Raw genomic sequence first — 24,673 nt, forward strand, 5'->3', positions numbered from 1 at the left:
CTCCAGGATAAGCACGCAAAGTGAATAGCGGGTTCTTTCATTTGCTTAATCCATGAGCCAGCAGCTGAACAAAGCAGTGATAATGTTGTCGGATTGCCTGAGTTTCCATTAAAATGGATCGGATCGATATAAGCACACAAAGGGGGAAGTGCTTACTTATTATGAAACATAAACCACAGATGATGAAAATGCGTTGGTTGGGTGCTGTAGTGGTGTTATCACTGTATACCTCATCGGCACTGGCCTTTAACATCGACGATGTCGCAAAACAGGCAAGATCGATGGCAGGCAAGAGCTACGAAGCGCCGAAAAGTAACTTGCCCTCCGTTTTCCGCGACATGAAGTATGCGGACTATCAGCAGATCCAGTTCAATCACGACAAAGCGTACTGGAGCAATATTAAAACCCCGTTCAAGCTTGAGTTTTATCATCAGGGTATGTACTTCGACACGCCTGTTGCCATCAATGAAGTGACGGCAACAGCGGTACGTAAGATCAAATACAGCCCGGATTACTTCAATTTTGGCAATGTGCAACACGACAAAGATACGGTGAAAGACCTGGGCTTCGCAGGCTTTAAGGTGCTTTACCCGATCAACAGCAAAGATAAAAACGACGAAATCGTCAGCATGCTTGGTGCCAGCTACTTCCGCGTGATTGGCGCGGGGCAGGTATACGGGCTTTCTGCGCGCGGACTGGCTATTGATACCGCGCTGCCATCAGGTGAAGAGTTCCCACGTTTCCGTGAGTTCTGGATTGAACGTCCAAAACCAACGGATAAACGTCTGACTATCTACGCGCTGCTGGATTCGCCGCGTGCGACCGGGGCCTATCGCTTTGTGATTATGCCGGGCCGCGACACGGTGGTTGACGTACAGTCTAAGGTTTACCTGCGTGATAAAGTGGGCAAACTGGGCGTTGCGCCGCTGACCAGCATGTTCCTGTTTGGGCCGAACCAGCCGTCACCAGCAACCAACTTCCGCCCGGAACTGCACGACTCCAACGGTCTGTCGATTCATGCTGGTAACGGTGAGTGGATCTGGCGTCCGCTGAATAACCCGAAACATCTGGCGGTGAGCAGCTTCGCGATGGAAAACCCACAAGGTTTTGGCCTGCTGCAGCGTGGTCGTCAGTTCTCCCGTTTTGAAGATTTGGACGATCGCTATGACCAGCGTCCAAGCGCCTGGGTCACGCCAAACGGTGACTGGGGTAAAGGTAAGGTCGAGCTGGTAGAAATTCCAACCAACGACGAAACCAACGATAACATCGTTGCTTACTGGACACCGGATCAGCTGCCGGAAGCCGGTAAAGAGATGAACTTCAAGTACACCATTACCTTCAGCCGCGACGAAGATAAGCTGCATGCGCCGGATAACGCGTATGTGATGCAGACTCGCCGCTCAACGGGTGATGTGAAGCAGTCAAATCTTATCCGTCAGCCTGACGGCACCGTGGCGTTTGTCGTGGACTTCACGGGCCAGGATATGAAGAAACTGGCACCGGACACCGCCGTTGCCGCTCAGGCCAGCATCGGTGATAACGGTGAAATCGTTGAGAATACCGTGCGTTACAACCCGGTAACCAAAGGCTGGCGTCTGACCCTGCGCGTGAAAGTGAAAGATCCGAAACAGACCACTGAAATGCGTGCTGCGCTGGTCAGTAACGATCAGCCGCTGAGTGAAACCTGGAGCTATCAGCTACCTGCCAATGAATAATACATCTGAATATATTGATGCCATGCCGCTGACGGATATCGAAAAAGCGGCACTGCCTAAGAGCGACATCCGCGCGGTTCACACCGCGCTGGATGGTGAACATCGTCAGTTTTCCCGTGATGATGATACGCCGCTTGGGTCAGTCAAGGCGCGTCTGGAGCAGGCCTGGCCGGACTCGCTGGCGGAAGGGCAGTTGATTAAAGACGATGAAGGACGCGATCAGCTTCAGGCGATGCCGAAGGCCACGCGTTCCTCTATGTTCCCCGAACCGTGGCGCACCAACCCGGTGGGTCGCTTCTGGGATCGCCTGCGTGGACGTGATGTGACGCCGCGCTATCTGTCACGCCTGACGAAAGAAGAGCAGGCGTCTGAACAGAAATGGCGTACCGTGGGGACAATCCGTCGCTATATCCTGCTGCTTCTGACGCTTGCGCAGACGGTCGTCGCGACCTGGTATATGAAAACCATCCTGCCGTATCAGGGCTGGGCATTCATAAACCCGACGGACATGATGGGCCAGGATCTCTGGGTCTCCTTCATGCAGCTGCTGCCGTACATCCTGCAGAGCGGCATCCTTCTGCTGTTCGCGGTTCTCTTCTGCTGGGTCTCAGCCGGCTTCTGGACCGCGCTGATGGGCTTCCTGCAGCTGCTGATGGGGCGTGACAAATACAGCATTTCAGCATCAACGGTCGGGAATGAACCCCTCAATCCTGAGCACCGTACCGCGCTGATTATGCCTATCTGTAACGAAGACGTTGACCGCGTATTCGCGGGGCTGCGTGCAACCTGGGAGTCCGTAAAGGCCACCGGCAACGCGGAGCATTTCGACGTTTACATCCTGAGCGACAGCTATAACCCCGATATCTGCGTGGCAGAGCAAAAAGCCTGGATGGAGCTGATTGCGGAAGTGCAGGGCGAAGGCCAGATCTTCTACCGCCGCCGTCGTCGTCGTGTGAAGCGTAAAAGCGGTAACATTGATGACTTCTGCCGTCGCTGGGGTAACCAGTACAGCTACATGGTCGTGCTGGATGCAGACTCCGTCATGAGCGGAGATTGCCTGAGTGGTTTGGTGCGTCTGATGGAAGCCAACCCGAACGCGGGTATTATCCAGTCCTCACCAAAAGCGTCCGGAATGGACACCCTTTATGCACGCTGCCAGCAGTTCGCCACCCGTGTTTACGGGCCGCTGTTTACGGCAGGTCTGCACTTCTGGCAACTGGGTGAATCGCACTACTGGGGGCACAACGCCATTATCCGCGTGAAGCCGTTCATTGAGCACTGTGCGCTGGCGCCGCTGCCGGGCGAGGGTTCGTTTGCCGGCTCTATTCTGTCGCACGACTTCGTAGAAGCGGCGCTGATGCGTCGTGCTGGCTGGGGCGTCTGGATTGCCTACGACCTGCCGGGATCGTACGAAGAGCTGCCGCCGAACCTGCTGGACGAGCTCAAGCGTGACCGCCGCTGGTGTCATGGTAACCTGATGAACTTCCGCCTGTTCCTTGTTAAAGGGATGCACCCGGTTCACCGTGCGGTGTTCCTGACCGGCGTGATGTCGTATCTCTCCGCACCGCTGTGGTTTATGTTCCTTGCGCTCTCCACCGCGCTGCAGGTCGTCCATGCCCTGACGGAGCCGCAATACTTCCTGCAACCGCGGCAGCTGTTCCCGGTTTGGCCGCAGTGGCGTCCGGAGCTGGCGATCGCGCTGTTTGCCTCGACCATGGTGCTGCTGTTCTTGCCTAAGCTGCTCAGCATCATCCTGATCTGGTGCAAAGGCTCGAAAGAGTACGGCGGTTTCTTCCGCGTGACCCTTTCACTGCTGCTGGAAGTCCTGTTCTCCGTGCTGCTGGCGCCGGTGCGTATGCTGTTCCACACCGTGTTCGTGGTCAGCGCATTCCTGGGCTGGGAGGTGGTCTGGAACTCACCGCAGCGTGATGACGACTCCACGCCGTGGAGCGAAGCCTTTATGCGCCATGGTTCTCAGCTGCTGCTGGGTCTGGTGTGGGCGGCCGGGATGGCGTGGCTGGATCTGCGTTTCCTGTTCTGGCTGGCGCCGATTGTCTTCTCGCTGATCCTGTCGCCGTTTGTCTCCGTGATCTCCAGCCGTTCGACGGTGGGACTGCGGACCAAACGCTGGAAGCTGTTCCTGATCCCGGAAGAGTATTCCCCGCCGCAGGTGCTGGTGGATACCGATCGTTACCTGGAGCAGAACCGCAATCGCACGCTGGATGACGGCTTCATGCACGCCGTGTTTAACCCGTCATTCAACGCCCTGGCAACGGCTATGGCGACGGCGCGCCACCGCGCAAGCCAGGTGCTGGAGATTGCCCGCGATCGTCACGTAGAGCAGGCGCTTAACGAGACTCCGGAAAAACTCAACCGCGACCGTCGTCTGGTCCTGCTGAGCGACCCGGTCACGATGGCGCGTCTTCACTATCGCGTGTGGTCCGCTCCGGAGAGATACTCTTCGTGGGTAAACTACTATAAGGAACTGAAACTTAACCCGCTGGCGTTGAAGGCGAAGTAAGTTTTTAAGTAGGATGGGTAAGCGAAGCGCCTCCCGCCAAATAAAATACCGGCTTAATCGCCGGTATTTTTTTAGAGGTTACTCATGAAAATAATCATCGTCGTACTGATGGCATGCCTGCTCAGCGGCTGCGGCAGTATCATCAGTCGCACCATTCCAGGGCAAGGCCACGGGAATCAGTATTACCCTGGCGTGAAATGGGATCTCCGTGATTCCGCATGGCGCTACCTGACCGTGCTCGATCTGCCGTTCTCGCTGATTTTCGACACGCTGCTGCTGCCGATTGATGCCAGCCATGGCCCTTACGAATAACCTAAATTAACGTTCGTCCCACTCATCGGCTGCGGTTTGACCTTCTTCCGTATCAAGCGGCGGCTCGAGCTGAAACTCACCCTCATCCCACTCGTGCAGGGTGTTCTCTTCCAGCCATTCCTGCCGAAGTTCGATTTCTTCATAGTCGCCGTCAAAGACGGCCTGCGCACCTTCACCACTTAATATCGGCAAACATTCCCCTTCTTCACCTTCATCGGCAAAGAATTCGGCCTGCCACATAATATCCCCATCCTGCAGAACGTATTTCTGGATATTAAGCTGTTGCACGTCAGCATCTTCTTCTTCAACGCCGGGGTTGTCGGCGAGGAACTCTTCACGAGCGGCATCAATAGCTTCTTCCAGCGTGGCGTACATGGTCATTGGTGTCTCCCTGTTTTCCAGAAGGTTTCAGGGAAAGAATAGCTGAATATCCGATTCTGCAAGTATGAATACGAAAATAAGCTGTCAGGCGTTCGTCTTATTCCGTCACCGGCCGTAACGCGCGGGATAAACTAAACCATGAATAAATGGCATTGAACAACACGACGCCCGCCGTCACGATAAAGACGGCGCGAAAACCGAAGCTGGCGGAGACCCCAGCCCCGAGCAGCGGTCCGGTGACGTTACCGATATCGCGGAATGACTGGTTATAGCTGAAAATACGCCCGGCAATCTGGTTCGTGGAGTTGTAAACCAGCAGGGTCTGTACGGCGGGCAGTAACGCGCCGTCGGCGGCTCCCAGTAAAAAGCGCAGGACGCCCAGCTGCCATGGCGTTTGCACCATCGACATCGGGATAAGCAGCAGGACGGAAATCACCAGCGCGCAGATCAGTATTTTTTCCGGACCCACCCGGTCCCCCAGTTTTCCGAGCCTCGGGGCGCTCAGCAGCGCCGCCACGCCGGGAACGGAGGCAATGAGTCCGCTGATAAACGCAATGTTGCTGACGTTACCCGCCAGATCGCGAACGTAAAGCGTCAGAATAGGGGCAATCGACCCGGTAGCCACCTGGATAATCATTGTCGTCACGAACAGGCTCAGCACCAGTCTGGGATTTTTGAGCGAGGTCAGCACTTCCCTGGCGTGGAGCATCTCTTTTTTGGCGACAGGCGTGAAGTTTTCACGAATACAGAGCAGGGTGACGATGAAGCACAGGAACAACACGCTGGCGGTGATAAAGAAAACCGGCCGCAGTCCATAGCTATCGGCCAGGAGTCCGCCGGCCAGTGGCCCCAGCAGGGCACCGCTCACGCCGCCGGTTGAGAGCGTGCCCAGCGCCCAGCCGCTTTTATGGCGGGGAATTTGTGTGGCAATCAGGGCGTTCGCGTTGGGAATAAATCCTCCCAGCAGGCCCAGCAGCGCGCGCAAAATCAGGAACTGCCAGACGTTTTGCGCCACGCCCATCAGCGCCATGATGATGGCCATCCCCAGCGCCGAACGCAGCAGCATGATTTTTCGCCCCTTGCGGTCGGCAAGGCCGCCCCAGAAGGGTGAGGCTATCGCGGAAAACAGGAACGTGATGCTGAATACCAGGCCGGACCACATATTGAGCGCACTGTGGCCCGTCACGCCCAGCTGTTCGACGTAGAGCGGCAGGAAAGGCATAACCAGGCTAAACGCCGCGCCGGTGAGGAAACAGCCAAGCCACGCAACCGTGAGGTTACGCTTCCAGTTTATGGGGGCATCTGAGGGTGACATAACAATCCGCATAATGAGGTGCTGAGCACCTGAAGCATGAAGTAATAAGCCTGCTAATTATGCGCCTGGGTTATGAATGCCGCAATGAGGGGGAGCTTTTAAAGCTAAAACAGCATGCGGCCCTGAGGGCCGCATGAGAATTAATAGCGAGACGGCGTGCCTTGTGGCCGCGTTTTAAAGCGGCGGTGCAACCACATGTACTGCTCGGGCGCCAGCATAATGCACTTCTCCACAACGCTGTTCATCCAGCGCGCGGTAGTTTCCGCATCGTCGAGCGGCGGCGCGAGTTCCGGCTCCAGCATCATCAGCTCGTAGCCTGAACCATCCGGCTTACGGCGGGGAACAAAAGGCACGATGGCGGCTTTGGACATCCGCGCCAGCATCCAGGTTCCGGTCGTTGTGGCGGCCTCTTCAACGGCGAAGAAGGGGACAAATACGCTGGCCTGCGGGCCATAGTCGTGGTCGGGGGCGTACCAGACCACTTCACCGGATTTCAGCGCGCGGATCATTCCCTTCAGATCTTTACGGTCGATCATGCTTTTGTTGGAGCGCATGCGGCCATTGGTCTGGATTAAATCGATGACCGGGTTATCGTTAGGGCGATAAACGCCAATGCCCGGCGCCTGCATGCCGAACATGCGCGCCCCGATTTCGAGCGTCAGGAAATGGACGCCGATCAGCAGAACGCCCGTCTGGTTGGCCTGAAGCGTATGCACCGGATCCATGCCGGTGCCCGTCACCTCGCTCCAGCGAGCCATGCGTTTGTCCGGCCAGAACCACGCCATGCCGGTTTCCATAAGGCCCATCCCGACGGATTCGAAATTCTTCGCGACCATATCGTGACGCTCTGACTCGCTCATCTGCGGAAAACACAGCTCAAGATTGCGGTACGCGATTCTGGCTCGACGTTTCATAAACAGTTGCGCGAAGCGGCCCAGAAATTTACCCAACCGAAAAATAACAGGGTAGGGAAGCTGTACCAGAAGCCATAAAAAGCCGATGCCAAGCCAGGTCAACCAATAGCGGGGATGCAAAAGGGCGGCAGTAAATTTTGGTAACTGGGTCATGTCTTTCCTGTGTTCAAACGTCCTGTTTTGCTAGTGTCTCATTTTTTGAGACGTAGCCAAAATATCTGCTTTCGAAGCGTGCACGAATACAGCAATTGTTAAGCCTGATTAATCAGGGTGTGTGAAATGTAGCGTAAATTGTGTGGATGTAAATTGGTTTTGTTTGCTATATGATGCCGACCGATTTTTCATTCTCTCTAACGAATCCAGGACTGTACACCATGCCAGTGTTACATAACCGCGTTTCGAATGAGATGTTAAAAGCGCGTATGTTGGCTGAAACCGAACCGCGCACAACCATCTCATTCTATAAATACTTCACGATCGACGATCCGCAGGCGACCCGCGATGCGCTTTATCAGGCGTTCACGGCGCTTAACGTCTTCGGCCGGGTCTACCTTGCCCGTGAAGGCATCAACGCGCAGATTAGCGTACCGGAAAGCAAAGTCAGCGCCTTCCGTGACGTACTTTATCAGTTTGACCCTGCACTCGACGGCTTACGCCTGAACATTGCCCTGGATGATGACGGGAAATCCTTCTGGGTGCTGCGAATGAAGGTTCGTGAACGCATCGTGGCAGACGGTATCGACGATCCTGAGTTTAACCCGTCGAATGTCGGTGAATACCTGAAGGCTGCGGAAGTGAATGCGATGCTGGACGATCCGGATGCCGTATTCATTGATATGCGTAACCACTATGAGTACGAAGTGGGACATTTCGAGAACGCGATGGAAATCCCGGCTGATACCTTCCGCGAGCAATTGCCCAAAGCGGTTGAGATGATGCAGGAGCATAAAGATAAAAAGATCGTTATGTACTGCACCGGCGGTATCCGCTGTGAGAAAGCCAGCGCGTGGATGAAGCACAACGGCTTCAATAAGGTCTGGCACATTGAAGGCGGCATTATTGAGTACGCTCGCCGCGCCCGCGAGCAGGGGTTGCCGGTACGCTTTATCGGGAAAAACTTTGTCTTTGACGAGCGGATGGGTGAGCGTATCTCTGAAGACGTTATTGCCCAGTGCCATCAGTGCGGCGCGCCGTGCGATACCCACACCAACTGCAAAAACGACGGCTGCCATCTGCTGTTCATTCAGTGCCCGGCCTGTGCCGAGAAGTTTAACGGCTGCTGTAGCGAGCTGTGCAGTGAAGAGAGCATCCTGCCGGAAGAAGAGCAGCGTCGCCGTCGCGCAGGACGTGAAAACGGCAACAAGATTTTTAATAAATCACGCGGTCGTCTGAATACCAAACTGGGTATCCCTGACCCGGAATGATAATAACGCCCGGCACGGTTAAAACCTGCCGGGCGAATCAATTATGATTTCTGCTGTACCCCTTCAACGGAAATAATCAGCTCCACGTCCTGAGACGCCGGGCCTAAATCCGTTGTGATATTAAAATCTTTCAGGTGAATTTTCCCTGCCGCTTCAAAGCCTGCGCGTTTACCGCCCCACGGATCGTCACCCTGGCCCAGTAATTTAGCATCAAGCGTGACCGGTTTTGTTACGCCGTTAAGCGTCAGGTTGCCGGTAATATTCAGCTTATCACCGTCTTTCTTCACCTCAGTAGAAGTGAAGGTCGCCTGCGGGAATTTCGCGACGTTGAGGAACTCCCCACTGCGCAGGTGTTTATCGCGCTCTGCGTGGTTCGTGTCGACGCTGTTCGTATTAATCGTCACATTGACTTTATCGGCCGCGGGATTTTTCTCGTCAAAAGTGAACGTGCCGTCAAAATCCTTAAAGGTGCCGTACAGCCAGCTGTAGCCCAGGTGCTGAATACGGAAATTGACGAAAGCGTGCTGGCCCTCTTTATCAATTTTATAATCCGCCGCCACGGCATTACCGGCGGTGAATATCAGAGAACCCAGGGCGATACCCAGCAGGTGTTTTTTCATTTTATGCTCCAGAGTCAACTGACGAGCGGCCAAGCATGCGCTTTAGCGTATCGTCTTTATCAATAAAATGGTGCTTGAGGGCGGCAAGCCCGTGCAGCACGGAGAGGATCACCACGCTCCAGGCAAGCCAGAGGTGAACTACCCCCGCCGTATCGGCCTGCGCCCCGGCATCGCTAAGCGTTGCCGGAACCTCGAACAGGCCAAAAACGTTAATCGGCTTACCGTCAGCCGTCGAAATGAGATAGCCGCTAATCAGGATGGCAAACAGCAGCGCATAGAGGGCAATATGCGCGGCGACTGCACTAACGCGGGTAAATTTGCTGTGAGACGTTGGCGCGGCGGGCGGCGGGGAGATATGTCGCCAGATCACTCGGAAGACCAGCCCCAGCATCAGCAGGACACCAATACTTTTATGCAACTCTGGCGCCTGGTGATACCAGCCATCGTAATAGCTGAGCGTGACCATCCAGAGCCCAAGTCCAAACATACCGTAGACGGCAAGAGCAAATATCCAGTGCAAACTTATGGATATTATTCCGTAGCGCCGGGAGGAGTTACGCAATTGCATCAGAATGTCCATTTTCATATTAACCGAAAGGTAAAAATGAACGGGAAGGTGGGATATTGCAACTGAAATAATTGTCTATTGATTTTTATTTTATTTATTTCAGCGTTTTTGAACAGGATCAATAAATGTAATTCAATGGCTTCGTGCAAGATGAAATTGAGAGTTTCAGCAAACCTAAATAAACGTCAATTATTGTCAATCATGGTTTTCAATAAAATACGATGTAAACAAAATCAATAATGGCCAGTAGCGCCCACAGTAAGATATAGAGCATAAAATGCTCGCGAATATTATTCATAAGAAAGCTAACGATCCTGCGCATAACATCCCGTAATGCAGTGTGAATGAAACGGGCTCCGACGTCCGAAGCCCGTGGCGGATTATCCGTTAAAACGCGAGAGGGAGAAGGGCGTCAGATCAAACTGCGGCGTGATGCCCTGGGCAAACTGCGCGGCGATTTCACCCAGCACGGAAGCAAACTTAAAGCCGTGGCCGCTCAGCCCGGTGATAAGCAGGACGTTGTCATGCCCCGGCAGGGTGTCAATGATAAAGTCTTCATCCGGCGTGTTGTCGTAGGTACAGGCCGCGCCATACAGCAAGCCGCCAACGCCCGGAAGAATAGTGCGCAGGAACGAGAAGGCCTCTGAACCATCCTGTGGCCAGGCGCCGAAGGGCTTACGCTCGTCAGGGGAGGCGATAGCCTGGCCCCCGTTGTGTTTACCGATTTTCAGCGCGTCTTTCTCGGAAGGGAAACCGTAGAACTGATCGCCATTCGGCAATTCGCCGGTAAAGGCCGGGAATTTATTCTGCGCGCTGTAGCGCCCATCCGACTGGAACCAGGAGAAGACCTTACGCACCGGCTGGACAGGCAGTTCCGGCAGCAGGCGCGTGACCCAGGTTCCTGCGCTGACGAGCAGGCAGGACGCTGAATATTCGCCGTCAATAGTCGTTACCGTGACGCCATTCTCGTCATGGGTGATAGCCTCTACCGGACAGTTAAACAGCTGCGCGCAGCCGGCTTTCGCGGCAAGATCGATCCAGGTTTTGATCGCTGTTTCACAGTGCAGCACGCCGGAGTGGGCTTCAAAGAGGCCAATGTAATCGTCGGGGACGGTAATTTCAGGCCAGCGCGCGGTAATGCCCGTCGCGTCCAGCTTCTCGACATCAAGATTAAAGGCTTTTGCGCTGCGCTCGACGCTGGCGAGAAAATCAGAATTAGCAGGGCCAAGGTTGATAACGCCGGTACGCTCAAAAATACGCTCTTCGGTCTGCTTCGCCAGCTCGTCCCACAGCGTCTGGGCGCGAAGCACCAGCGGTACATAGCGCTCGCCTTCTCCATACGCATGGCGCATGAGGCGGGTATCGCCATGATGGCTGCCCTCCGAATGGGGAGGAAGGTGGGCATCGATCATCAGGACCTTCAGGCCTGCCTGTGTTGCGTAATAACCGGCGGCGGAACCCACGGAGCCGCTACCAATAATGATTAAGTCGTATTTCATATGCATCTCATAAACTGACGTTTTGTTAGCAGAGTAATTAACAACGCGGGGTTAGACAAGGGAGAAATAAATAAGGCACCGCGAGGGTGCCTGTAGAGAGAAAAGTGGGCATAAGCTTAGTGCCGTTTATACTCATTTTCCTGATAGTCGCCAGATTCTATTTTTGCAATACCTGCTTCTAAAATAGAAATAAACTGACGGGCGACGTCTGTTGTTAGCCACAGCGTCTGTCCAACTTCCGCTTCTTCACGGTTGAGTTGATTCGGGGTCTGGTAGTGCAAACGCAGCATCAGCGCATCGTAGCTATCTACGGTACTGATATCCCAGCCAACCAGTGGATGGGTCTGGATCACTTCACTATTCTTTTCCATTATAACCCCCTTAATGCGTGTTAGAAGACAACGGCTCTGAGGTTCAATGCATGTTTTTCTGAAAGCATCTTCAGTATACCAAGTAATAAGGGTTCCGACGGGAAAAATAAACAGCTGGCAACACATTTTTCTGCTTTTTAGGATTGTTCGAACAATAAAACACCATCTTGTTCACGATTCTTAAAGAAGATGCCGAATTAATTTGAACTTGCAGGATTTTTAGACAAAAAAAAGCCGGGGCGACCCGGCAAAAAACACAATGAGGGAGCAGTGTTAATCTGTGATAAACCAGTCGTCTGCGCTTTCCCACGTTTCCTGCAGGATTTCGCTGATGCGATCTTTATCTTCTTTCGCAGCACCAATGACGGAGAGGTTGTTCGCCGCGGCGTAACGCACCGTTACGGCGCCCGCGTTATCGGGAAAGGTGTTGTTAATACGGCGGGATAATTCGCCTGCCAGTGCATCAAGCGCGCCGGCAGGCAGAACGGTAGTTTTGGCTATGGTGACTTCAATACGCATAAATGCCCCCTGTGTAGTATACTGTTTATTTATACAGGTATATTATCTTTTTGACAACAAGGGGGATTGATTTTTTAACGTTTTACCGTCCAGTTAACGGTTTCACCCGCCAGGAATGGGATCAGCGTATCATCCGTCAGGGCAATGGACTCCTCAACGTGGCTCGCTTTCCGCTCCAGCTCGATGAAGGTGTCGTTGACCGGCAGGCCGTAGAAGCGCGGGCCGTTAAGGGAGCAGAATGCTTCGAAATGTTCCAGCGCGTTCATCTCTTCAAATACGGTTGCGTAGCTGGCAAGCGCCGTTGGGGCGTTGAAGCAGCCTGCACAGCCGCAGCTCGCCTCTTTACGATGGCGGGCGTGAGGTGCGGAGTCGGTACCGAGGAACGCGCGGGAGAACCCGCTGGCGACCAACTCGCGCAGCGCCTGCTGGTGGATGTTGCGTTTGAGGATAGGCAGACAGTACAGGTGAGGGCGCACCCCGCCCACCAGCATGTGGTTACGGTTAAACATCAGGTGCTGTGGCGTAATGGTGGCGGCGATAAGATCGTTGCCGTCACGCACGTACTCTGCCGCGTCTTTGGTGGTGATATGCTCAAATACCACCTTTAGCGCGGGCAGGCGCTGGCGCAAAGGCTCCATCACGGTCTCGATAAAACGGGCTTCACGGTCGAAGATATCAATCTCCGCGTGCGTGACTTCACCATGGACCAGCAGCGGCATACCCAGTTTCTGCATGCGTTCCAGAACCGGCATGATGGCATCAATGCTGGTGACGCCGTGGCTGGAGTTGGTGGTGGCATTCGCCGGGTAGAGTTTCGCTGCCGTAAAGACGCCTTCGTTAAACCCACGCTCCACTTCGTTCGGGTCCAGCGAGTCGGTCAGATAGCAGGTCATCAGCGGGGTAAAATCGTGTCCCGCAGGCACGGCATCCAGGATGCGCTGGCGATAGGCTATCGCGGCATCGACGGTGGTGACTGGTGGAACCAGGTTAGGCATGACAATCGCGCGGCCATAAATTTCGCTGGTATAAGGCACGACGGTTTTCAGCATATCGCCATCGCGCAGATGGATATGCCAGTCGTCAGGGCGGCGGATTTTAAGAACCTGGGGTTGTGCAGTCATGGAAGCTCCGGCTTGTCAGGAATCAGTCATAAGGATGGCTGTTTTTGCCGGACACAAATCATAAGCGGAAACGTTTTCGTTTGCACACTTTTCCGTGAAAAAAAAGGGCGCCGCAGCGCCCTTCAGGTTAATCGGTGAAAGGAATGATAATTTCGCCCGGTTTCACCTCTATGCCCTTTGCGTATTTTTTCGCCAGGGCTTCACCCTTGCTTTTGTCTTCACTTAAGACGTACGCGGGCTGCTGGTTAAAATAATTACGCAGCGACTGGTTCAGATAGGGCATCAGGGTTTGCAGAACCGGTGCCATCTTGTCCGGAGACACCTGCGCATCGACCACTTCCATCTCCTGCAGGAAAATCGCCCCTTTCTCTTTGTTGAAAACAGGGAGTGCCTTCAGCTTGAGCTTGATGTTGGCTTTCTGATTGCCAAACAGGGAGGACATATCGAGGTCCGCATCACCGGCCAGGGTGACTTTGTTTGGCTCTTCACGTCCGATCTGGCTACTCAGGTTTGTGAGCACGATATGCGCGTCTGCCAGCCCCGGCACGCCAATGTCTTTCGAGAAATTGTTATGTTTTTCCAGCGCCTGATTAATTTCCTGTTCACTGACGGTATATTGCGTGAGCTGGTTACAGCCAACCAGCAGGCCGCTGACAACTAATGCAGCGGCAAAGAAAATTTTCTTCATAGTGTTCCTCAACGAAAAATCGGCGCTTCTGTCCTGTTACGCCAGTATGTCAGCGTGAATGGGCAGAAACCAGCAGAAAAAACTGAGAAGTGGGGCGGGAGAGGCTCCCGCCCGAGGGAAAGGCTACGCGCCAGGCTCGAGCATGCCGCTCGCGCTGCGTTTCTGGCTGAACTGCCACCACAGGGCGAGTAGCGTCATAAAGCCCACCGCGCCCAGCATCATCCACGGGAGTTCAGGTTGATTTAACGCTTTGCCGGCATCAAACAACCAGCCGCCCCCGGCGTAACCTAATGCACCGCCGAGCGCCAGCCCCAGGCGGCTGAACCCCATATAGCTGCCGCGCGCACGCGCATCCGCAAGCGAGGCGCTCAGCGTTTCGCGGGCAGGCTCGGCGATGATTGAGCCAATATAGAACGTGCAAATCAGCGTAAACAGCTGCTGGAGCGTGTTCACCAGGCCGATCGGCATCATGCTCAGCGTCATCAGAAACAGCCCGGCCATCAGGCGATGTTCCAGACGAAAACGTCGCTCGCTCCAGCGGGCAACTGGATAAAGCAGCGTTAACGACAGGCAGGCTTCAATGGCGTACATCCATTTTACGGCTGCAGGCGTGCCCGCAATATCGTTAACCATGATCGGCAGCATCAGCATGACCTGTACGGCCAGCATGTAGTATCCCGTCAGGGTCAACACATAGGTGACAAAACGCCTGTCGCGCAGGACCCGGCCAAGCCCTTCCCGGACCGGCGCTTTGACCGTCGACAGCTTCCAGGCGGGCAGGAACAGGCCATTAAACAGCGCGCACAGAATAAAGAGCACCGCCCCAGCCGCACAGACCAGACGGAAGTCATACTGCAGCAGCCAGCTTCCCAGCAGGGCGCCGATAACCGCCCCGGCACTGTCCTGCATCATCAGAATCGAGAAGAAACGGCCGCGGTGCTGAGGGCGAATCAGCTTCACCACCAGCGCGGTACGTGGCGGATCGAACAGCGTGCCCCCGATGCCGGAGAGGAAACAGGAGAACCAGAGCAGCCAGGGCTCCTGGGCGACCGCCATCGTGGCAAACCCTGCCGCGCGTAGCAGCATACCGGTAACGATCATCGGTTTAGCGCCAAAGCGGTCGGCGATAGCCCCGCCAAAGACGCCCAGACCCTGCTGGACAAACTGGCGTAGCCCCAGGGCAATGCCGACCATTAATGCCGCCCAGCCCATTTGATCGACAAAGCGGATCGATATAAGGGGAAATACGACAAAAAAGCCGAGCACGACCAGCATGTTATCGACGAGCAGGAAATATTTACCCAGGCTCCTGGCCTGTGATACGCGGGACATTTTCCCTCCAGGGAAAATAAGATGGTGAGCACGCTAACATTCTGCGGTGTCGCCGCGTTTTTTCCCACCCCCGGGCGTGACAATATTTTTTTATCAAAAGGCTGCTTTGATAGAGAGTTCTCATCGAAAATAGTGAAAAGCGAGCAAAATGGTATGTCACTGTTTTCACAGACGGCGCAGGCGCAGGTATAGTAAAGCTAATGGGTAAGCAGAAGTGACGGGAAGGAGTGGGATCGATGTTTGGCTATCGCAGTAATGTGCCAAAAGTGCGTCTGACAACGGACAGGCTGGTCGTTCGTCTGGTGCATGAGCGTGATGCCTGGCGTCTGGCGGATTATTACGCCGAGAATCGCCAGTTTTTAAAACCCTGGGAACCCGTTCGGGATGAGAGCCATTGTTACCCTTCCGGCTGGCAGGCGCGCCTCAGCATGATTACGGAATTTCACAAGCAGGGCAGCGCGTTTTATTTCGCGCTGCTGGATCCCGAAGAGAAAGAGATTATCGGGATCGCCAATTTTTCAAACGTGGTGCGCGGGTCGTTTCACGCCTGCTACCTTGGATACTCCATCGGCCAGAAATGGCAGGGGCAGGGGCTGATGTACGAGGCGTTAACGGTGGCGATCCGCTATATGCAACGCACGCAGCATATCCATCGCATCATGGCGAACTATATGCCGCATAATCAGCGCAGCGGCAATTTGCTGGCGCGTTTAGGGTTCGAGAAAGAGGGTTACGCCAAAGACTATCTGCTGATTGACGGAGAGTGGCGCGACCACGTTCTGACGGCGTTAACCACCCGGGACTGGACCGCAGGTCGTTAAGGAGAAAAGATGAAGTATCAGCTAAACGGTACAGAAGTGCGCGTGATTGGGTGCTTACTCGAAAAACAGGTCACCACGCCGGAGCAGTATCCGCTCTCCGTCAACGCCGTGACTATGGCCTGCAACCAGAAAACCAACCGCGAGCCGGTGATGAACCTCAGCGAGCATGACGTTCAGGACGTGCTGGATGCGCTGGTAAAACGCCACTATCTGCGCACCGTAAGCGGCTTCGGCAACCGCGTGACCAAGTACGAACAGCGCTTTTGTAACTCCGAATTCGGTGACCTGAAGTTGAGCAGCGCGGAAGTGGCGGTCATCACCACGCTGCTGCTGCGCGGGGCGCAGACGCCGGGAGAACTGCGCACGCGCGCTTCCCGTATGCATGAGTTCAGCGATATGCAGGAAGTTGAGCAGACCCTCGAAGGGCTGGCTTCTCGTGAAGACGGCCCGTACGTGGTGCGTCTGGGGCGCGAGCCGGGCAAACGTGAAAGCCGCTATATGCATCTGTTCAGCGGCGACGTCGATGTCGCTACCGTGGAGAGCGACGCGGTATCCTCAGCAGGCACAGACACTCTTGCCGCGCGCGTAGAAGCGCTGGAAGAAGAGGTCGCCGGGCTGAAACAGCGTCTGGATGCCTTGCTGGCACATCTGGGAGACTGACGGTGAAAAAATTACGCGTAGGCGTGGTGGGGCTGGGCGGCATTGCGCAAAAAGCCTGGCTGCCTGTTTTAGGTGCGGCGACGGACTGGAGCCTGCAAGGGGCATGGTCACCCACGCGAGAAAAGGCAGAACGTATCTGCGAAACCTGGCGCATTCCGTACGCTGCCTCCCTGCAGGATCTGGCCCGCGAGTGTGATGCGGTTTTTGTGCATACCTCAACGGCAACTCACTATCAGGTGGTGAGCGAGCTGCTCAATGCGGGGGTTCACGTCTGCGTGGATAAACCGCTGGCGGAAAATGTTCCGGACGCGGAACGTCTGATCGAACTGGCGGCGCGCAAAAAACTGACGCTGATGGTGGGCTTCAACCGGCGCTTCGCGCCGCTTTACCAGCAGCTTAAGGCGCAGTCGGGCACGCTTGCCTCGCTGCGAATGGATAAACACCGTACCGACAGCATTGGGCCAAACGATCTGCGGTTTACCCTTCTGGATGATTACCTGCATGTGGTGGATACGGCGCTGTGGCTGACCAACGGTAATGCGCAGCTGAAAAGCGGCACCCTCGTGACAAACGATCAGGGGCAAATGGTCTACGCTGAACACCACTTTTCCGTTGAGCATCTTCAGATTACCACCAGCATGCACCGCCGGGCGGGTAGCCAGCGTGAATCCGTGCAGGCGGTGACCGACGGCGCGCTGTACGACATTACGGACATGCGCGAGTGGCGGGAAGAGAAGGGCAGCGGCGTGGTGACGCTCCCGGCGCCAGGCTGGCAGAGCACCCTCGAGCAGCGCGGTTTCGCAGGATGCGCCCGCCACTTTATCACCTGCGTGCATAATCAGACGGTTCCTGAAACGTCCGGCGAGCAGGCCATTATGGCGCAGCGCATTGTAGAAAGGCTCTGGCGCGATGCCATGAGTGAATAACTCGCTGTAACATCTGCGGATAGTAATTCGTTGAAATCCGGGTAGACTAAGCGCCGCTTGTAGGCTTTGCCGGGTGGCGCTTACGCTTGCCCGTCCTGGAAATCCGTATGGTTCTGGAAATTCACGTTAATGAACTTATTAAAATCGCTGGCGGCCGTCAGCTCGATGACCATGTTTTCCCGCGTGCTGGGTTTTGCACGCGACGCCATTGTGGCAAGGGTATTTGGTGCAGGGATGGCCACGGACGCCTTTTTCGTCGCCTTCAAATTGCCGAACCTGCTGCGTCGTATTTTTGCTGAAGGGGCGTTTTCCCAGGCATTCGTGCCCATTCTGGCGGAATATAAAAGCAAGCAGGGTGAAGACGCGACGCGCGTCTTTGTTTCTTATGTCTCCGGGTTGCTGACGCTGGCTTTAGCTGTGGTGACCGTACTCGGGATGCTGGCCGCGCCCTGGGTAATTATGGTGACCGCACCCGGGTTTGCCGATACGGCTGACAAATTTGCCCTGACCTCGCAGCTTTTGCGCATTACTTTCCCCTATATTCTGCTCATCTCGCTGGCTTCGCTGGTGGGGGCGATCCTGAATACCTGGAACCGCTTCTCTGTACCGGCGTTTGCGCCGACGTTTCTTAACGTCAGCATGATCGGTTTTGCCCTGTTCGCCGCGCCGCACTTCAACCCGCCGGTGCTGGCGCTGGCCTGGGCGGTCACCGTCGGCGGCGTGCTGCAGCTGGCGTATCAGCTGCCGCATCTGAAAAAAATCGGCATGCTGGTGCTGCCGCGCATCAATCTCAACGATGCCGGGGCGATGCGCGTGATCAAGCAGATGGGGCCCGCCATTCTCGGCGTCTCAGTCAGCCAGATCTCGCTTATCATCAACACCATCTTTGCCTCTTTCCTCGTGTCCGGTTCGGTTTCCTGGATGTACTACGCCGACCGCCTCATGGAATTTCCGTCCGGGGTGCTGGGCGTGGCGCTGGGGACCATTCTGCTGCCGTCGCTGTCGAAAAGTTTTGCCAGCGGCAACCATGATGAATATTGCCGCCTGATGGACTGGGGATTACGTCTCTGTTTCCTGCTGGCCCTGCCAAGCGCGGTGGCGCTGGGTATTCTGGCTAAACCGTTAACGGTGTCGCTCTTCCAGTACGGAAAATTCACCGCTTTTGATGCTGCCATGACCCAGCGCGCGCTGATTGCCTACTCGGTCGGATTGATGGGGCTGATCGTCGTCAAGGTGCTGGCGCCAGGGTTCTACTCGCGTCAGGACATCAAAACGCCGGTGAAAATTGCTATCGTGACGCTGATTATGACGCAGCTGATGAACCTGGCGTTTATTGGGCCGCTGAAGCATGCGGGCCTGTCATTATCGATTGGTCTGGCGGCCTGTCTGAATGCCGGGCTGTTATACTGGCAGCTGCGCAAGCAGGATATTTTCACGCCGCAGCCGGGCTGGGGGAGTTTCCTGGTGCGTCTGATCGTTGCGGTACTGGTGATGTCTGCCGCGCTGCTTGGCATGATGTACGTGATGCCGGAATGGTCCCTGGGCACCATGCCTTACCGTCTGATGCGGCTGATGGCCGTGGTAGGCGTTGGGGTGGTGGCTTATTTTGCCACGCTCGCGGTGCTGGGGTTCAAAGTGAAAGAGTTTGCCCGCCGTACGGCATAAACGCCAAAAGGGGAGTTCACCTTATGGTGCTCCCCGCTGCATGATTTGTCGCTCAGGCGTCAAATCGAAATCTTTTTAACTCCCGCAATACGCGCAGTCGCTGTCTGACCATCCGCACCGTACAGTCCGGTTTCTTTATACGGTTTCAATACCTCAAGCGCCTGCTGGTTACGCTCAATCTGACCTTCCAGTAGCCAGCCGTTGTGCTGATTAAGATCGCGCAGATGCTGAGTTTTTTCGGTAATGGTTTGCCAGCGCTCAATAATATCGTCATTGGCGCTACGCTTAGGATCCTGCTCAGCGCGGCGCTGCTGCTCCAGATAATCCAGCGTCGCCAGGAGTGAACTCTTATCTTCAGTAATACGCTGCAGCGCACTGCCGTTGATGTGTCCGGAAGAGAGATGCTGTTGTTCAGCGTCCATTACCGTTTTCAGGTCGTTAAGAACAACCGTCATTTGATCCAGTATTTCTGACAGTCGACTCATACGGTTAGTTACTCTGTAAGAAACTCTGTGCTTCCTGAATCAGGGCGTCAGCGATTTTGCTGGTGTCCATTTTCAGCTCACCGTTACGAATAGCCGTTTTCAGCGCTTCAACACGTTCCATATTGATATCGTTGCTGCCTGGCTGCATCAGTTTTGCCTGCGCGTCGCTCAGGGTAACGCTGGTGCTGTTGGACGTTGACGGTTTTTCCAGACGCGTTTTCTGCGCAGGAGCGTCATTCGTTTCGCGAGGTTGTACAGCGCTTACCGGCTTCAGGGCTGATGTACGATCAATGCTCATAGTGTTGTCCTCATCGAGGGTTCGCGGCGTTTGCGCCTGATATCATCATTAGTGGAATATTTATCGGCACGCGCAGCGAAATCTTTAAAAAGATTATAGGTTAATCAGAATATTCCCATCAGCATCGACGGTTCCGCTCACCACCTGGCCTGAGGACATTCTGACGCGGGCGTTTTGCGCCACCGCGGCATTGTTTAACGCTTTCCCTTCACTGTTGATGCTAAAGCCATCTCCGTTGGCCACCACCATCACCTGTTGACCCGCTTTTACCCGCCATGCCTGACGCAGCATTGAGAGCTGTATCGGCTGGCCGGGGGCGACATCACGCAGGCTGACGGCGTCCTGTGCCTGGTTCATATCGAGCATGGTGCGTGGCGGCAGCTGATCCAGACGCCCGCGTTTTAACGTCACGCTGTTCGTCTGCAGCACGCTGCCGCGCGCAATGGGCACGGCGGCGACAACATAATTGCCCGTCGCCTGAACTGCAACCTGTAAATAGCGTTTTTCGTTGGCGCAGCGTGCCAGCACGTTCACATTCCCCCAGAGCTTTGTGAACCCTACCACGCTGAAGGACGGCTGGTCACACGTCGGGTACAGATTCGGTGGCGTGCGCACGGCAACGGTCACGTCATCGCTAAAGCCTGCCAGTTTTTCAGCAAAAAAAGCCGTCAGCCGATCCTGTAAGCCATCAGCCTGCACCAGAGGACTAAACAGCAAGAAAGCTGCCACCAGGCCACGTTTTAACGTTTGCATCGCAAGTTCCACCGTTTCCAGAGTTGAATGAATTTTACCTGCAGTGGTTTTGCATCAACGCAATAAATAGCGACGCATTTTGCGCTTATTCCGTCGATAGGGGAGACCGGGTGAGATTTAAGCTGTGAACTGAAATTTTGCCATCAGCGGAGGAGACATGCTCGATAAACTCGACGCCGCGTTACGTTTTCAGCAGGAAGCGCTCAACTTACGCGCCCAGCGGCAGGAGATTTTAGCCGCCAACATCGCTAACGCCGATACCCCAGGGTTTCAGGCGCGCGATATTGATTTTTCCAGTGAACTCAAAAAGGTGATGGAGCGTGGACGTGCCGAAGGAACGGGTGTTGCACTCGCCATGACATCCTCTCGCCATATTCCTGCTCAGGCGATGACCGCGCCAGCGACCGATTTACTTTACCGCATTCCCGATCAGCCCTCACTCGACGGTAACACCGTGGATATGGACCGGGAGCGTACGCAGTTTGCCGATAACAGCCTGAAATACCAGACGGGCCTGACCGTACTCGGCGGACAAATCAAAGGCATGATGAACGTCCTGCAGGGGGGGAACTGATAGATGGCCTTGTTGAATATTTTTGATATTGCCGGTTCGGCGTTAACCGCGCAGTCCAAACGCCTGAACGTGGCCGCCAGTAACCTGGCGAACGCCGACAGCGTAACCGGACCTGACGGCCAGCCTTATCGTGCCAAACAGGTTGTCTTTCAGGTCGATGCGGCGCCAGGCGCGGCGACGGGCGGTGTGAAGGTGTCTGATGTGGTAGAGAGCCAGGCGCCGGACAAGCTGGTGTATGAGCCGGGTAACCCGCTCGCGGATGCCAGCGGATACGTGAAAATGCCAAACGTGGATGTGGTGGGTGAGATGGTGAACTCCATGTCGGCTTCCCGTAGCTACCAGGCCAACGTCGAAGTGCTTAATACCGTGAAGAGCATGATGCTCAAAACACTCACTCTCGGCCAGTAAAGGAGACATGCATGTCCATCGCCGTAAATGTGAATGATCCTACGAACTCGGGTGTTAATAACACGAAGAGTACGACGGGTTCTAACTCCCTGACCGGAAGCAATGCCTCCGATCTTCAGGGCAGCTTTCTGACGCTGCTGGTGGCGCAGCTTAAGAACCAGGATCCCACCAACCCAATGCAGAATAACGAACTGACCACGCAGCTTGCGCAGATCAGCACCGTGAGCGGCATTGAGAAGCTCAACACTACCCTCGGTGCCGTTTCCGGCCAGATTGGCAGCAGCCAGTCTCTGCAGGCAGCGAGCCTGATTGGTCACGGGGTGATGATCCCTGGAACCACGATTCTGGCGGGCACCAGCACCACTGAAGGGAACACCACAACGACCACCACGCCGTTTGGCGTTGAGCTGCAGCAGGCGGCGGAGAAAGTTACCGCAACCATCACCGACAGCAACGGCACGGTCGTGCGCACCATTGATATCGGTGAGCTGAAGGCGGGCGTTCACACCTTTACGTGGGATGGCAGCCTGACCGACGGCACTAAAGCACCAAACGGTTCTTACAAAGTAGCGATCAGCGCCAGCAACGGGACGACCCAGCTGGTGGCGCAGCCGCTGCAGTTCGCGCTGGTCCAGGGCGTGATTAAAGGAAGCGACGGCAACAAACTGGATTTGGGAACCTCTGGTTCCACCACACTCGACGAAGTTCGGCAGATTATCTAAGCCTTAACACTTATCAGGAGTAAGTCATGGCCTTTTCTCAAGCGGTCAGCGGCCTGAATGCTGCGGCCACCAACCTGGACGTCATTGGCAACAACATCGCCAACTCCGCGACCTATGGTTTTAAATCCGGTTCTGCTTCTTTTGCAGACATGTTTGCCGGTTCCAAAGTGGGTCTGGGCGTAAAAGTTGCAGGCATCACTCAGGACTTTAGCGACGGCACCACCACCAACACCGGCCGTGGCCTGGACGTTGCCATCAGCCAGAACGGGTTCTTCCGTATGGTCGATTCTAACGGTTCTGTGTTCTACAGCCGTAACGGCCAGTTCAAACTGGATGAAAACCGTACGCTGGTTAACATGCAGGGCATGCAGCTGACGGGCTACCCGGCAGCAGGAACGCCTCCAACCGTTCAGACCGGTGCGAATCCTCAGGCGATTACTATCCCGAATACCCTGATGGCGGCGAAATCAACCACCACCGCCACGCAGCAGATCAACCTGAACTCAACCGATCCTGTTCAAACCGCCCCCTTCGATGCGACCAACCCGGATACCTATAACAAAAAAGGTACCGTGACCGTATTCGACAGCCAGGGTAACGCCCATAACATGTACGTCTACTACGTTAAGACGGCCAACAATAAATGGGATCTTTACACTCAGGACGGCAGCGTTGCGGGTTCTGCTGCGACGAAAGCGGCGCAGATGAACTTTGATGCGAACGGTAACCTGGCGGGTGTGTATAACTACGACGCAGCGGGCGTGCTGAGCGCAGCGCCAAACGCCACGCCGGCCATTAACATCACCACGGGTTCTGTCAGCGGTGCGACGGCGGCGACCTTCTCCCTGAGTTTCCAGAACTCCATGCAGCAGAACACCGGTGCAAACAGCGTGGTGGCAACCAATCAGAACGGCTACAAGCCTGGCGACCTGGTGAGCTACCAGATCAACGACGATGGCACCGTGGTGGGAAGCTACTCTAACGAACAGTCTCAGGTTCTGGGTCAGATCGTGCTGGCAAACTTCGCCAACAACGAAGGCCTGAAGTCTGAAGGCGACAACGTCTGGTCTGCCACACAGTCTTCCGGCGTGGCGCTGCTGGGCACCGCAGGCACCGGTAACTTCGGCAAGCTGACCAACGGCGCGCTGGAAGCCTCCAACGTGGATATGAGTAAAGAACTGGTGAACATGATCGTCGCGCAGCGTAACTATCAGTCGAACGCGCAGACCATCAAAACCCAGGACCAGATCCTCAACACGCTGGTTAACCTGCGTTAAGCGGCTAACAGGAAAGCGCAATGGATCACGCAATATATACCGCGATGGGCGCGGCAAGTCAGACGCTCAATCAGCAGGCCGTTACCGCCAGCAACCTGGCAAACGCCTCAACGCCGGGCTTTCGCGCCCAGCTTAATGCGCTTCGCGCGGTGCCGGTAGAAGGGCTTTCCCTGCCGACCCGTACGCTGGTGACAGCATCAACCCCTGGCGCCGATATGACGCCAGGGCAGATGGATTACACCTCACGCCCGCTGGACGTTGCCTTGCAGCAGGACGGCTGGCTGGCGGTGCAAACGGCGGACGGCAGCGAAGGCTATACCCGTAACGGCAACATTCAGGTGAGCGCGACGGGCCAGCTGACGATTCAGGGGCATCCGGTGATGGGGGAAGCGGGTCCGCTGACCGTGCCGGAAGGCTCTGAGCTCACTATCGCTGCGGACGGCACCATTTCGGCGCTGAACCCGGGCGACCCGGCCAACACCGTTGCGCCCGTCGGACGTCTGAAGCTGGTGAAGGCGGAAGCCAAAGACGTGCAGCGTGGCGACGATGGCATGTTCCGTCTGACCCAGGCGGCTCAGGCGACGCGTGGCGCCACGTTACAGGCCGATCCGAGCATCCGCGTGATGTCCGGCGTTCTGGAAGGCAGTAACGTCAAGCCGGTCGAAGCCATGACCGACATGATCGCCAGCGCCCGCCGTTTTGAAATGCAGATGAAGATCATCAGCAGCGTGGATGAAAACGCGGGCAAGGCTAACCAACTTCTGGCTATGAGTTAACAGGACTC

At 55.4% G+C, this 24,673-nt stretch carries 28 protein-coding genes; 13 read left to right on the forward strand and 15 right to left on the reverse strand.

Annotated features, from left to right (window positions below; all coding sequences use genetic code 11):
- Positions 1–161: 161 nt before the first annotated feature.
- The 3 genes from mdoG (at position 162) to PUP35_RS07955 (ending at position 4,548) form a co-directional block, all read left to right on the forward strand.
- Entirely contained in the window at positions 162–1,715 is a 1,554-nt protein-coding gene (gene mdoG / locus PUP35_RS07945; protein WP_274242579.1) for a glucans biosynthesis protein MdoG, read from the forward strand.
- Positions 1,708–4,236 carry a glucans biosynthesis glucosyltransferase MdoH gene (gene mdoH / locus PUP35_RS07950; RefSeq protein ID WP_274242581.1) on the forward strand — a complete coding sequence of 843 codons (2,529 nt, stop codon included), beginning with the start codon at positions 1,708–1,710 and terminating at the stop codon, positions 4,234–4,236. The genes mdoG and mdoH overlap by 8 nt, the downstream gene beginning before the upstream one ends.
- Positions 4,237–4,320: 84 nt before the next feature.
- Entirely contained in the window at positions 4,321–4,548 is a 228-nt protein-coding gene (locus PUP35_RS07955) for a YceK/YidQ family lipoprotein (protein WP_032650824.1), read from the forward strand.
- 6 nt (positions 4,549–4,554) lie between these two features.
- Here the strand turns inward: PUP35_RS07955 and PUP35_RS07960 are convergent, their stop codons facing one another.
- From PUP35_RS07960 to PUP35_RS07970, 3 genes are all read right to left on the reverse strand, one after another.
- Positions 4,555–4,929, reverse strand: a complete 375-nt coding sequence (locus PUP35_RS07960; protein WP_115874714.1) for a MysB family protein — start codon at positions 4,927–4,929, stop codon at positions 4,555–4,557.
- A gap of 97 nt (positions 4,930–5,026) precedes the next feature.
- Positions 5,027–6,244 carry a multidrug efflux MFS transporter MdtG gene (gene mdtG, locus PUP35_RS07965; protein ID WP_115874715.1) on the reverse strand — a complete coding sequence of 406 codons (1,218 nt, stop codon included), beginning with the start codon at positions 6,242–6,244 and terminating at the stop codon, positions 5,027–5,029.
- Positions 6,245–6,384: 140 nt separating this feature from the next.
- Complete coding sequence (locus PUP35_RS07970) at positions 6,385–7,311, reverse strand: Kdo(2)-lipid IV(A) acyltransferase (protein ID WP_115874716.1); 927 nt, start codon at positions 7,309–7,311, stop codon at positions 6,385–6,387.
- A 221-nt stretch (positions 7,312–7,532) separates the two neighbouring features.
- Here PUP35_RS07970 and trhO point away from each other — a divergent pair, with 221 nt between their 5' ends.
- A complete protein-coding gene (gene trhO, locus PUP35_RS07975) occupies positions 7,533–8,582 on the forward strand; it encodes an oxygen-dependent tRNA uridine(34) hydroxylase TrhO (protein WP_274242585.1) in 1,050 nt (349 codons plus the stop codon).
- A 41-nt stretch (positions 8,583–8,623) separates the two neighbouring features.
- On the opposite strand, the gene PUP35_RS07980 is transcribed toward trhO, so the two are convergent.
- From PUP35_RS07980 to mdtH, 9 genes are all read right to left on the reverse strand, one after another.
- On the reverse strand, positions 8,624–9,202 hold the full coding sequence (locus PUP35_RS07980; protein ID WP_274242587.1) for a YceI family protein: 579 nt from the start codon (positions 9,200–9,202) through the stop codon (positions 8,624–8,626).
- A 1-nt stretch (position 9,203) separates the two neighbouring features.
- The gene (locus tag PUP35_RS07985; RefSeq protein ID WP_111965848.1) at positions 9,204–9,770 is read right to left on the reverse strand and encodes a cytochrome b; all 567 of its coding nucleotides are present in this window, start codon (positions 9,768–9,770) and stop codon (positions 9,204–9,206) included.
- Positions 9,771–9,978: 208 nt separating this feature from the next.
- Positions 9,979–10,092 carry a YceO family protein gene (locus PUP35_RS07990; RefSeq protein ID WP_032638658.1) on the reverse strand — a complete coding sequence of 38 codons (114 nt, stop codon included), beginning with the start codon at positions 10,090–10,092 and terminating at the stop codon, positions 9,979–9,981.
- 58 nt (positions 10,093–10,150) lie between these two features.
- Positions 10,151–11,269, reverse strand: a complete 1,119-nt coding sequence (gene solA, locus PUP35_RS07995; RefSeq protein ID WP_274242591.1) for an N-methyl-L-tryptophan oxidase — start codon at positions 11,267–11,269, stop codon at positions 10,151–10,153.
- A gap of 116 nt (positions 11,270–11,385) precedes the next feature.
- Positions 11,386–11,640 (reverse strand): biofilm formation regulator BssS, encoded by a 255-nt coding sequence (gene bssS, locus PUP35_RS08000; RefSeq protein ID WP_008500827.1) that lies wholly within the window; start codon positions 11,638–11,640, stop codon positions 11,386–11,388.
- A 273-nt stretch (positions 11,641–11,913) separates the two neighbouring features.
- The gene (gene dinI / locus PUP35_RS08005; RefSeq protein ID WP_008500826.1) at positions 11,914–12,159 is read right to left on the reverse strand and encodes a DNA damage-inducible protein I; all 246 of its coding nucleotides are present in this window, start codon (positions 12,157–12,159) and stop codon (positions 11,914–11,916) included.
- 74 nt (positions 12,160–12,233) lie between these two features.
- Complete coding sequence (pyrC, locus tag PUP35_RS08010) at positions 12,234–13,280, reverse strand: dihydroorotase (RefSeq protein WP_023311125.1); 1,047 nt, start codon at positions 13,278–13,280, stop codon at positions 12,234–12,236.
- 127 nt (positions 13,281–13,407) lie between these two features.
- The gene (locus tag PUP35_RS08015; RefSeq protein WP_115874720.1) at positions 13,408–13,968 is read right to left on the reverse strand and encodes a lipoprotein; all 561 of its coding nucleotides are present in this window, start codon (positions 13,966–13,968) and stop codon (positions 13,408–13,410) included.
- A 123-nt stretch (positions 13,969–14,091) separates the two neighbouring features.
- Positions 14,092–15,300 carry a multidrug efflux MFS transporter MdtH gene (mdtH, locus tag PUP35_RS08020; protein WP_127730378.1) on the reverse strand — a complete coding sequence of 403 codons (1,209 nt, stop codon included), beginning with the start codon at positions 15,298–15,300 and terminating at the stop codon, positions 14,092–14,094.
- 236 nt (positions 15,301–15,536) lie between these two features.
- Between mdtH and rimJ the strand changes: the two genes are divergently transcribed.
- From rimJ to murJ, 4 genes are all read left to right on the forward strand, one after another.
- Complete coding sequence (gene rimJ, locus PUP35_RS08025) at positions 15,537–16,121, forward strand: ribosomal protein S5-alanine N-acetyltransferase (protein WP_008500822.1); 585 nt, start codon at positions 15,537–15,539, stop codon at positions 16,119–16,121.
- A 9-nt stretch (positions 16,122–16,130) separates the two neighbouring features.
- Entirely contained in the window at positions 16,131–16,781 is a 651-nt protein-coding gene (locus tag PUP35_RS08030) for a YceH family protein (protein ID WP_274242596.1), read from the forward strand.
- 2 nt (positions 16,782–16,783) lie between these two features.
- A complete protein-coding gene (locus tag PUP35_RS08035) occupies positions 16,784–17,707 on the forward strand; it encodes a Gfo/Idh/MocA family protein (RefSeq protein WP_274242598.1) in 924 nt (307 codons plus the stop codon).
- 129 nt (positions 17,708–17,836) lie between these two features.
- Positions 17,837–19,372: a murein biosynthesis integral membrane protein MurJ gene (gene murJ / locus PUP35_RS08040; protein WP_274242600.1), complete on the forward strand. Its 1,536-nt coding sequence runs from the start codon at positions 17,837–17,839 to the stop codon at positions 19,370–19,372.
- Between the two features lie 59 nt (positions 19,373–19,431).
- Here the strand turns inward: murJ and flgN are convergent, their stop codons facing one another.
- The 3 genes from flgN to flgA all read right to left on the reverse strand — a co-directional run bounded on the left by flgN (position 19,432) and on the right by flgA (position 20,908).
- A complete protein-coding gene (gene flgN / locus PUP35_RS08045; protein WP_274242603.1) occupies positions 19,432–19,857 on the reverse strand; it encodes a flagella biosynthesis chaperone FlgN in 426 nt (141 codons plus the stop codon).
- Positions 19,858–19,861: 4 nt separating this feature from the next.
- Complete coding sequence (gene flgM / locus PUP35_RS08050) at positions 19,862–20,155, reverse strand: flagellar biosynthesis anti-sigma factor FlgM (protein WP_023311133.1); 294 nt, start codon at positions 20,153–20,155, stop codon at positions 19,862–19,864.
- 93 nt (positions 20,156–20,248) lie between these two features.
- Positions 20,249–20,908, reverse strand: coding sequence for a flagellar basal body P-ring formation chaperone FlgA (flgA, locus tag PUP35_RS08055; protein WP_143344932.1), 660 nt, complete (start codon positions 20,906–20,908; stop codon positions 20,249–20,251).
- A 157-nt stretch (positions 20,909–21,065) separates the two neighbouring features.
- Here flgA and flgB point away from each other — a divergent pair, with 157 nt between their 5' ends.
- From flgB to PUP35_RS08080, 5 genes are read left to right on the forward strand one after another with little or no spacing between them, the layout of a single operon-like run.
- Positions 21,066–21,482, forward strand: a complete 417-nt coding sequence (gene flgB / locus PUP35_RS08060; RefSeq protein WP_023311135.1) for a flagellar basal body rod protein FlgB — start codon at positions 21,066–21,068, stop codon at positions 21,480–21,482.
- 3 nt (positions 21,483–21,485) lie between these two features.
- Positions 21,486–21,890, forward strand: a complete 405-nt coding sequence (gene flgC, locus PUP35_RS08065; RefSeq protein WP_014069769.1) for a flagellar basal body rod protein FlgC — start codon at positions 21,486–21,488, stop codon at positions 21,888–21,890.
- An 11-nt stretch (positions 21,891–21,901) separates the two neighbouring features.
- Entirely contained in the window at positions 21,902–22,612 is a 711-nt protein-coding gene (gene flgD, locus PUP35_RS08070; protein ID WP_111965533.1) for a flagellar hook assembly protein FlgD, read from the forward strand.
- 26 nt (positions 22,613–22,638) lie between these two features.
- Entirely contained in the window at positions 22,639–23,889 is a 1,251-nt protein-coding gene (gene flgE, locus PUP35_RS08075; protein WP_111965534.1) for a flagellar hook protein FlgE, read from the forward strand.
- Positions 23,890–23,909: 20 nt separating this feature from the next.
- Entirely contained in the window at positions 23,910–24,665 is a 756-nt protein-coding gene (locus PUP35_RS08080) for a flagellar basal body rod protein FlgF (protein WP_033145205.1), read from the forward strand.
- Positions 24,666–24,673: the final 8 nt, after the last annotated feature.

It is taken from the genome of Enterobacter sp. S-33 (assembly GCF_028735835.1).
In the GTDB taxonomy this organism is placed as follows: Bacteria; Pseudomonadota; Gammaproteobacteria; order Enterobacterales; family Enterobacteriaceae; genus Enterobacter; species Enterobacter vonholyi.

Bases quoted from the DNA above. Each gene is read 5' to 3' on its own strand.
- PUP35_RS08015 (WP_115874720.1), bottom strand. From the start codon at position 13,968: ATGAAGAAAATTTTCTTTGCCGCTGCATTAGTTGTCAGCGGCCTGCTG.
- dinI (WP_008500826.1), bottom strand. From the start codon at position 12,159: ATGCGTATTGAAGTCACCATAGCCAAAACTACCGTTCTGCCTGCCGGC.
- PUP35_RS07990 (WP_032638658.1), bottom strand. From the start codon at position 10,092: ATGCGCAGGATCGTTAGCTTTCTTATGAATAATATTCGCGAGCATTTT.
- PUP35_RS07985 (WP_111965848.1), bottom strand. From the start codon at position 9,770: ATGCAATTGCGTAACTCCTCCCGGCGCTACGGAATAATATCCATAAGT.
- flgA (WP_143344932.1), bottom strand. From the start codon at position 20,908: ATGCAAACGTTAAAACGTGGCCTGGTGGCAGCTTTCTTGCTGTTTAGT.
- mdtH (WP_127730378.1), bottom strand. From the start codon at position 15,300: ATGTCCCGCGTATCACAGGCCAGGAGCCTGGGTAAATATTTCCTGCTC.
- PUP35_RS07980 (WP_274242587.1), bottom strand. From the start codon at position 9,202: ATGAAAAAACACCTGCTGGGTATCGCCCTGGGTTCTCTGATATTCACC.
- PUP35_RS07955 (WP_032650824.1), top strand. From the start codon at position 4,321: ATGAAAATAATCATCGTCGTACTGATGGCATGCCTGCTCAGCGGCTGC.
- rimJ (WP_008500822.1), top strand. From the start codon at position 15,537: ATGTTTGGCTATCGCAGTAATGTGCCAAAAGTGCGTCTGACAACGGAC.
- flgE (WP_111965534.1), top strand. From the start codon at position 22,639: ATGGCCTTTTCTCAAGCGGTCAGCGGCCTGAATGCTGCGGCCACCAAC.
- bssS (WP_008500827.1), bottom strand. From the start codon at position 11,640: ATGGAAAAGAATAGTGAAGTGATCCAGACCCATCCACTGGTTGGCTGG.
- trhO (WP_274242585.1), top strand. From the start codon at position 7,533: ATGCCAGTGTTACATAACCGCGTTTCGAATGAGATGTTAAAAGCGCGT.
- PUP35_RS08080 (WP_033145205.1), top strand. From the start codon at position 23,910: ATGGATCACGCAATATATACCGCGATGGGCGCGGCAAGTCAGACGCTC.
- murJ (WP_274242600.1), top strand. From the start codon at position 17,837: ATGAACTTATTAAAATCGCTGGCGGCCGTCAGCTCGATGACCATGTTT.
- PUP35_RS07960 (WP_115874714.1), bottom strand. From the start codon at position 4,929: ATGACCATGTACGCCACGCTGGAAGAAGCTATTGATGCCGCTCGTGAA.
- solA (WP_274242591.1), bottom strand. From the start codon at position 11,269: ATGAAATACGACTTAATCATTATTGGTAGCGGCTCCGTGGGTTCCGCC.
- flgB (WP_023311135.1), top strand. From the start codon at position 21,066: ATGCTCGATAAACTCGACGCCGCGTTACGTTTTCAGCAGGAAGCGCTC.
- flgD (WP_111965533.1), top strand. From the start codon at position 21,902: ATGTCCATCGCCGTAAATGTGAATGATCCTACGAACTCGGGTGTTAAT.
- PUP35_RS08030 (WP_274242596.1), top strand. From the start codon at position 16,131: ATGAAGTATCAGCTAAACGGTACAGAAGTGCGCGTGATTGGGTGCTTA.
- mdtG (WP_115874715.1), bottom strand. From the start codon at position 6,244: ATGTCACCCTCAGATGCCCCCATAAACTGGAAGCGTAACCTCACGGTT.
- PUP35_RS07970 (WP_115874716.1), bottom strand. From the start codon at position 7,311: ATGACCCAGTTACCAAAATTTACTGCCGCCCTTTTGCATCCCCGCTAT.
- mdoH (WP_274242581.1), top strand. From the start codon at position 1,708: ATGAATAATACATCTGAATATATTGATGCCATGCCGCTGACGGATATC.
- pyrC (WP_023311125.1), bottom strand. From the start codon at position 13,280: ATGACTGCACAACCCCAGGTTCTTAAAATCCGCCGCCCTGACGACTGG.
- flgC (WP_014069769.1), top strand. From the start codon at position 21,486: ATGGCCTTGTTGAATATTTTTGATATTGCCGGTTCGGCGTTAACCGCG.
- flgM (WP_023311133.1), bottom strand. From the start codon at position 20,155: ATGAGCATTGATCGTACATCAGCCCTGAAGCCGGTAAGCGCTGTACAA.
- mdoG (WP_274242579.1), top strand. From the start codon at position 162: ATGAAACATAAACCACAGATGATGAAAATGCGTTGGTTGGGTGCTGTA.
- flgN (WP_274242603.1), bottom strand. From the start codon at position 19,857: ATGAGTCGACTGTCAGAAATACTGGATCAAATGACGGTTGTTCTTAAC.